5 protein-coding genes are annotated in these 6,179 nt (G+C 70.6%); 1 reads left to right on the top strand and 4 read right to left on the bottom strand.

From position 1 onward, the window contains the following. The 4 genes from ACTS11_RS15135 to ttcA all read right to left on the bottom strand — a co-directional run. Positions 1-498: MOSC N-terminal beta barrel domain-containing protein (locus ACTS11_RS15135; protein ID WP_442641132.1), on the bottom strand; the 498-nt coding region annotated here is incomplete at its 3' end. Next, on the bottom strand, positions 495-2,321 hold the full coding sequence (gene yidC, locus ACTS11_RS15140) for a membrane protein insertase YidC (RefSeq protein WP_442641133.1): 1,827 nt from the start codon (positions 2,319-2,321) through the stop codon (positions 495-497). The genes yidC and ACTS11_RS15135, both read right to left, overlap by 4 nt. Before the next feature lie 123 nt (positions 2,322-2,444). Then, positions 2,445-3,971: an EAL domain-containing protein gene (locus tag ACTS11_RS15145; RefSeq protein ID WP_442641134.1), complete on the bottom strand. Its 1,527-nt coding sequence runs from the start codon at positions 3,969-3,971 to the stop codon at positions 2,445-2,447. A gap of 76 nt (positions 3,972-4,047) precedes the next feature. Further along, on the bottom strand, positions 4,048-4,923 hold the full coding sequence (gene ttcA / locus ACTS11_RS15150) for a tRNA 2-thiocytidine(32) synthetase TtcA (protein ID WP_442641135.1): 876 nt from the start codon (positions 4,921-4,923) through the stop codon (positions 4,048-4,050). A 114-nt stretch (positions 4,924-5,037) separates the two neighbouring features. Between ttcA and ACTS11_RS15155 the strand changes: the two genes are divergently transcribed. Beyond that, positions 5,038-5,952, top strand: coding sequence for an alpha/beta hydrolase (locus ACTS11_RS15155; RefSeq protein ID WP_442641136.1), 915 nt, complete (start codon positions 5,038-5,040; stop codon positions 5,950-5,952). Positions 5,953-6,179 lie beyond the last annotated feature (227 nt).

Raw genomic sequence — 6,179 nt, forward strand, 5'->3', positions numbered from 1 at the left:
GTCGAGCCAGAGATTGCCGCGGAAGCGGCGCGGATCGAGGCTCTGGCCGAGCTTCTGCGAGAGTGCGCGGAGCGAGGCTTCGTTGAGGATGGCGACCGAGGCGAAGGGAGCGTCGCTCATCCCCGTGACGGGGGCGCGGACGAGACCGGCGGGCGGGCGCCGGTCCTCGGGGTAGATCGGCCGGAGCCAGGCGAAGAGCGCCGCGGCGGCGCCTTCCTCCGCGGGGTCGATGGCGAGGTCCGGGCGGTCGGGGTGGGAGAGGTGGATCGTCTCGCCCTCGACGCGGGCGCGCACGGCCATGAGCGACGGCCCCTTGGCGCCGCGCAGGAAGTTGCGGCAGGCGCGCCAGCCCTCGCCGGCCTCGCCGCCCTCCTCGAGGACGGCCCAGGCGCGGTCCATCGGCAGCGGACGGTCGACCTTGAGCCCGACGTGATCCAGCCGTTCGGCCCCGATGCCCTTGATCGGATGGCGCCAGATCTGCGTCAGGCGCCAGCTCATTTGCCCTGCGGCTTCTTCCGCCTGAAGCTCGAGCGGATGTTGCCGAAGAGGTCCGGCGTGTAGCCGTGCCGCTTCATGATGATGTACTGCTGCGCGAAGGTGATGAGGTTGTTCGCGATCCAGTAGACGAGGAGGCCGCTGGCGAAGCCGCCCAGCATGAACATGAAGACCCAGGGCAGCCAGGCGAAGATCGCGGCCTGCGTCGGGTCGGTCGGCTGCGGGTTCAGCTTCTGCTGGAGCCACATGGAGATACCGAGGAGGATCGGCAGGACGCCGATGAAGATCAGCGCGAGGATGCTGGTGGGCTCGGGCGCGTCGTAGGGCAGGAGGCCGAAGAGGTTGATGATCGACGACGGGTCGGGCGCCGAGAGATCGTTCAGCCAGCCGAAGAAGGGCGCGTGGCGCAGCTCGAGCGTGACGAAGATCACCTTGTAGAGCGAGAAGAAGATCGGGATCTGGAGCAGAATGGGCAGGCAGCCCGAGGCCGGGTTCACCTTCTCCTTCTTGTAGAGCTCCATCATCTCCTGCTGGAGCTTCTGGCGGTCGTCGCCGGCGCGCTCCTTGATCTTCTCCATCTCGGGCTGCAGCTCGCGCATCCGCGCCATGGAGGCGTAGGACTTGTAGGCGAGCGGGAAGAGCGCGGCCTTCACGATCACGGTCAGCGCGATGATGGCGAGGCCCATGTTGCCGATCAGGACGTTCAGGTTGTGCAGGAGCCAGAACATCGGCTTCGTGAGGAAGTAGAACCAGCCCCAGTCGATCGAGTCGATGAAGCGGTCGATGCCGCCCTCGTCCTGGTAGTTGCGGATCGTCTCCCATTCCTTGGCGCCGGCGAAGAGCCGTGTCGTGACCTCGCCGGTCGTGCCGGGCTCGACCGAAAGGGCGGGCAGGCGGGCCTCGGTCTGGTAGATGTCGGCCGATTCCACGAAGCGGGTGACGGAGGTGAAGGGCTGGCCGTCGCCGGGGATGAGCGTGGTCATCCAGTACTTGTCGGTGAAGCCGATCCAGCCGTTGTCCTCGACCTGGAGCACCTCGGCCTGCGCGCGCTCGCGTTCGACGAAGTCCAGTTCGGTGACGTTGTCGTAGGTGATCTCGTCGAGCTGGCCGTCGGTCTTGCGGACCACGCCCTCGTGCAGGATGAAGAAGTTCTGCAGGTCGTCGGGCAGGCCGTGGCGCGCGACGATGCCGTAGGGGGCGAGGCGCACGGTCGCCTCGCCGGTGTTCTCGACGGACTGGGTCACAGTGAACATGAAGTTCTCGTCGACCGAGATCGTGCGGCGGAAGATCAGGCCCGCGCCGTTGTCCCAGACCAGCGTGATGGGGTCGGCGGTGGTCAGCGTCTCGCCGCTCTCGAGCTGCCAGGGCGTGTCGGCGCCGGGCACCTCCTCGAACGAAAGCTCGCCCGCGGGCGCCCAGCCGTAGAGCGCGTAGTAGGGATCGGGGCTGCCGGTGGGCGCGAGGAGGCGGACGATCGGGCTGTCGGGCTCGATCGTCTCGGAATAGGCGCGGAGCGACAGGTCGTCGATGCGCCCGCCCCGGAGCGAGATGGAGCCGGTCAGCTCGTCCGTCTCGATCGGGACGCGCGCGGCCTCCTCGAGCGCCACGTCGGTCATCTCGGTCGCGGTCGGCGTGGCGACGTCGCCCGCGGCGGGAGGGAGCAGCGCGATGTCCGCGCCGGTGCCATCGGTGGCGGTCTCCTCGGCCGGAATCGCGTTGGGGTCGCGGACGGGCGGCTCGGGCGGCGGGAAAAGGACGAACCAGACGAGGATCACGACCATGCTCAATGCGGTGGCCAGGATCAGGTTGCGATTCTGATCGTCCATGACGCCCCAGTTCCTCTGTCCGAAGTCACGAGGGTTCAACAGAAGGGGCCTGCAAAGGTCAAGGGGCGTTTTGGCCGCCCTGCCGCGCGGGGCCGGCCGCCGTTGCGGCGCGCCGGGCGCGCGTCATTCGGCAGGGCGCAGGATCTGCCGGAGGGCGCCGGCGCCGGTCTTCGCGGGCGCGTGCGCGGCCAGCCAGTCCAGCGTCTCGGGAAGCGGCATGGGCTTGCCGACGACGAAGCCCTGGACCCATCGGCAGCCGAGCCGTTCCAGCGTCTCGCGCTCCTGCGGGGTCTCGACGCCTTCGGCCAGCGTGGTGATGCCCATCTCGCGGCCGAGCGAAACGATCGCGCTCACGACCGCTTGCTGGCCCGCGTCCGTGTCCACGCCGATCACGAAGGAGCGATCGATCTTGATGCGCTGCACGCCGTAGCGGCGGATGGAGGCCAGCGAGGCCTGCCCGATGCCGAAATCGTCGAGGTCGATGCCCACGCCCTGGCTGCGAAGCGCCGCGAGCGTGGCGACCACGGAATCGTCGCCTGCGTCGGCGGCGACCGTCTCGAGCACCTCGACGATCAGGCGCCCGGGCTGCAGGTCGTGGCGGTCGAGGTCCCAGGCGACCTGCTCGGCATAGGTGGGATTGCGCAGCTCCTCGGCCGAGGCGTTGACGGAGACGGTGATCCCCTCGCCGCCCGACCGGTCGAAACACTTCAGCGCGGCGATCGCGCCCGCGCGGACGGCGGTGCCGAGCGCCTCGATCTGCCCGGCCTCGGCCACGGCGTCGAGGAAGCGGCCCGGGCCGAGGAGGCCGAGCCTCGGGTGCTGCCAGCGCGCGAGCGCCTCGAACCCCGCCACCGCGCCGGTGCGGGCGTCGATCTGCGGCTGGAACCACGCCAGGATGGCGCCGCTGGCGAGGGCGCCGGCGACCTCTTCCGCCAGCGGAGAGCCGGTGTGGCGGAGAGCCATCCGTCCCGGCACGTGGGCGCGGACCGAGTTCGGCCCGGCGAGGCGTGCGTCCTCGAGCGCGGCCTCGGCCCCGGCGAGGGTGGCGGCGGCGGCGTCCGGACCGGCCGGCCGCAATGCCGCGTGACCGGCCGAGGCGGTGAGCCGCAGGGTGGCGCCGTCGACGACGAAAGGCTCGGACAGCGCGGCGCGGAGGCGGTCGGCGATCCCTTCCCGGATGGCGAGCCGGGCCAAGGGGATCGGGTGCAGCACGACCCCGAAGCGCCCCTCCCCGATCTCGCCGAGGAGGTCGTCGCCGCGGAGCGTCCCGCGCATCCGCCGGGCGCAGTCGCGGCTCAGCCCTTCGGCGGTGTCCCCGCCCCAGCGGGCGCGGATCGCGTCCCAGTCGTCGATGGCGAGCGCCAGGCAGGCGCTGTCCATGTCGCCCGTCCCGGCGATCCGGTCCAGCATCGCGAGCAGCGCCTCCCGCCCGGGGCGCGTCTCGGCGGGTGGGTCGCGCCGCTCGCCCCGGTGGGCGAGGACGAGCAGGAGGGGCAGAAGCATCGCCGCCGCCACCACGGTTTCCGGCCCGCCGAAGCGGTAGGCGAGGAGCACCAGCACGGGAAAGACCGCGAGGATCTCGGCCCGCCCGAGCGCCCAGCGCAGGATCCGCTGCCCGTGCGCCAGCCTGTCGTGCATCGCCCTGCCCATGGCCCGCCTCTCTCCGTCCGCCGCCGCGCGGACGCGGCATCGCGACCGGGCCTAGCGGCGAAAGGCTGACAGGGGCTTAAGCGCCGGCGCTCCGATCCTTCGGATTTTCGGCATCTCGCGCGAGGCCGGCGAAATCGAAGAGCGTCGGATCGAGCAGGTGCGAGGGCCGCGCGGTCATCAGCGCCGAGAACATCTTGCCCCGTCGGCCGGGCGCCTTCGCCTCCCAGTCGTCGAGCATCCGCTTGATCGCCTGCCGCTGGAGGCCGTCCTGGCTCCCGCAGAGGTCGCAGGGGATGATCGGGTAGTCCATCGCGCGGGCGAAGCGTTCGCAATCCTCCTCGGCCACGTGGGCCAGCGGGCGCAGCACGAAGAGGTCGCCCTCGTCGTTCAGGAGCTTGGGCGGCATCGTCGCGAGCTTGCCGCCGTGGAAGAGGTTGAGGAAGAACGTCTCGAGGATGTCGTCGCGGTGGTGGCCGAGCACCACCGCCGAACACCCTTCCTCGCGCGCGATGCGGTAGAGGTTCCCGCGCCGGAGCCGCGAGCAGAGCGCGCAGTAGGTCCGCCCCTGGGGCACCTTGTCGACGACGATGGAGTAGGTGTCGGCGTACTCGATCCGGTGCGGCACGCCCATCCGCGTCAGGAACTCGGGCAGGACCGTCGCCGGAAAGCCCGGCTGCCCCTGGTCGAGGTTGCAGGCCAGCAGGTCCACGGGCAGAAGGCCGCGCCATTGCAGCTCGGTCAGGACCGCGAGCAGCGTGTAGCTGTCCTTGCCGCCCGAAAGGCAGACGAGCCACTTCTCGCGCGGCGCGTCGGGGGCGCGGCGCTCGACCATGCCGTAGCGCTCGATCGCCTCGCGGGTGTCCCGCACGATGCGCTTGCGCAGCTTGCGGAACTCCGTCGTCTTCGGAGCGCCGTGGAACAGCGGGTGGATGTCGTCTGCGTCGTCGAGCATGGCGCCTCCCTTGTCACGCGATGCCCGTGGCGGTCAAGCGGAGCGGAGGATCTCCCGACTAGGCCGAGGGGCCTTTCCGGCGGAAGATGGCGCGAAAATCCCGGAGCCGCGCCCATGCCCCTCGCCGTCACCCGCCGCACCTACAACGCCAGCGCCGACCGCTTCACCAACAACCGCGCCAGCGTCACGCGCTACCTCTCGGTGCCGGAGGGCGTGACGCCGAAGGGCACGCATATCGTGGATCGGGCCGCGTGGCTCGGGCTCGTGGGTGCGGCGGGCGCGGGCGACATCCTCGTCTGGGTGCATGGCTTCAACATGGACCAGGCCGAGGGGCTGGAGCGGCGTCGGAAGATCGAGGTCGGCCTCGCCGCCGCGGGGTGGACGGGGCGCGTCCTGTCCTGGGACTGGCCGAGCAACGGGGACATCGCCTCGTACTTCTCGGACCGGACGGACGCCAAGCACACCGGGCCGTATCTTGTCGCCGACATGATCGGGCCGCTCCTCAACCTCCATCCCAGGCCGCGCATCCACATGCTCTGTCATTCCATGGGCGCCTATCTCGCGCTTCGCGGCTTCTCGGGCACGGGCGACAGCGGCGCGCCGGGCACGGTGCCCTGGGGCATCGACGAGGCGATCTTCGTCTCGGCCGATGTGGACAAGGCCTGGATGGAGACTGGCGCCTGGGGCGCGCTCGTCATGGACCTGCGGTCGAAGCGGCTGACGAACTACTATTCGACGCTCGACGCGGTGCTGGACGTCTCGGAGGGCATCGCGAAGGGCGAGGAGCGCGCCGGGCGCAACGGCATGCCGGACACGATCCCGGCGCGGTTCCACGACGTCTATTGCGGCGAGCAGTATCTGCAGAAGGTGCCTGCCGCGACGCGCACGATGATGGGTTCGCACCGCTGGTACTTCGACGATCCGGGCTTCTACGCCGACCTCGCGGCGACGCTGTCCGGCGCGGACCCCGCCGCGATGCCGACGCGGCGACCGGTCGTCGGCTCTCCCGATCTGGCGCTTCTGACCTGAGGGCAGGTTTTTCGGGCCGGTTCGGGTGAACGCACCCGCCGCCCGCGCGTTCTCCCCCCGCCAGACGAAGCGAGAGGAGACCGACCATGAAACGACTGCTGACCGCCGCCGCGCTCTGCGCCATCGCCGCCCCCGCCGCCGCGCAGGACGCGCGCGCCGTGCTGATGCATCGGGACGGGCATGAGGTGGGCACCGTTGCGCTGACCCAGATGGAGAACGGCGTGCTG

The organism is Roseicyclus sp., assembly GCF_052168335.1.
GTDB lineage: Bacteria > Pseudomonadota > Alphaproteobacteria > Rhodobacterales > Rhodobacteraceae > Roseibacterium.

Bases quoted from the DNA above. Each gene is read 5' to 3' on its own strand.
- ACTS11_RS15145 (WP_442641134.1), bottom strand. From the start codon at position 3,971: ATGGGCAGGGCGATGCACGACAGGCTGGCGCACGGGCAGCGGATCCTG.
- yidC (WP_442641133.1), bottom strand. From the start codon at position 2,321: ATGGACGATCAGAATCGCAACCTGATCCTGGCCACCGCATTGAGCATG.
- ttcA (WP_442641135.1), bottom strand. From the start codon at position 4,923: ATGCTCGACGACGCAGACGACATCCACCCGCTGTTCCACGGCGCTCCG.
- ACTS11_RS15155 (WP_442641136.1), top strand. From the start codon at position 5,038: ATGCCCCTCGCCGTCACCCGCCGCACCTACAACGCCAGCGCCGACCGC.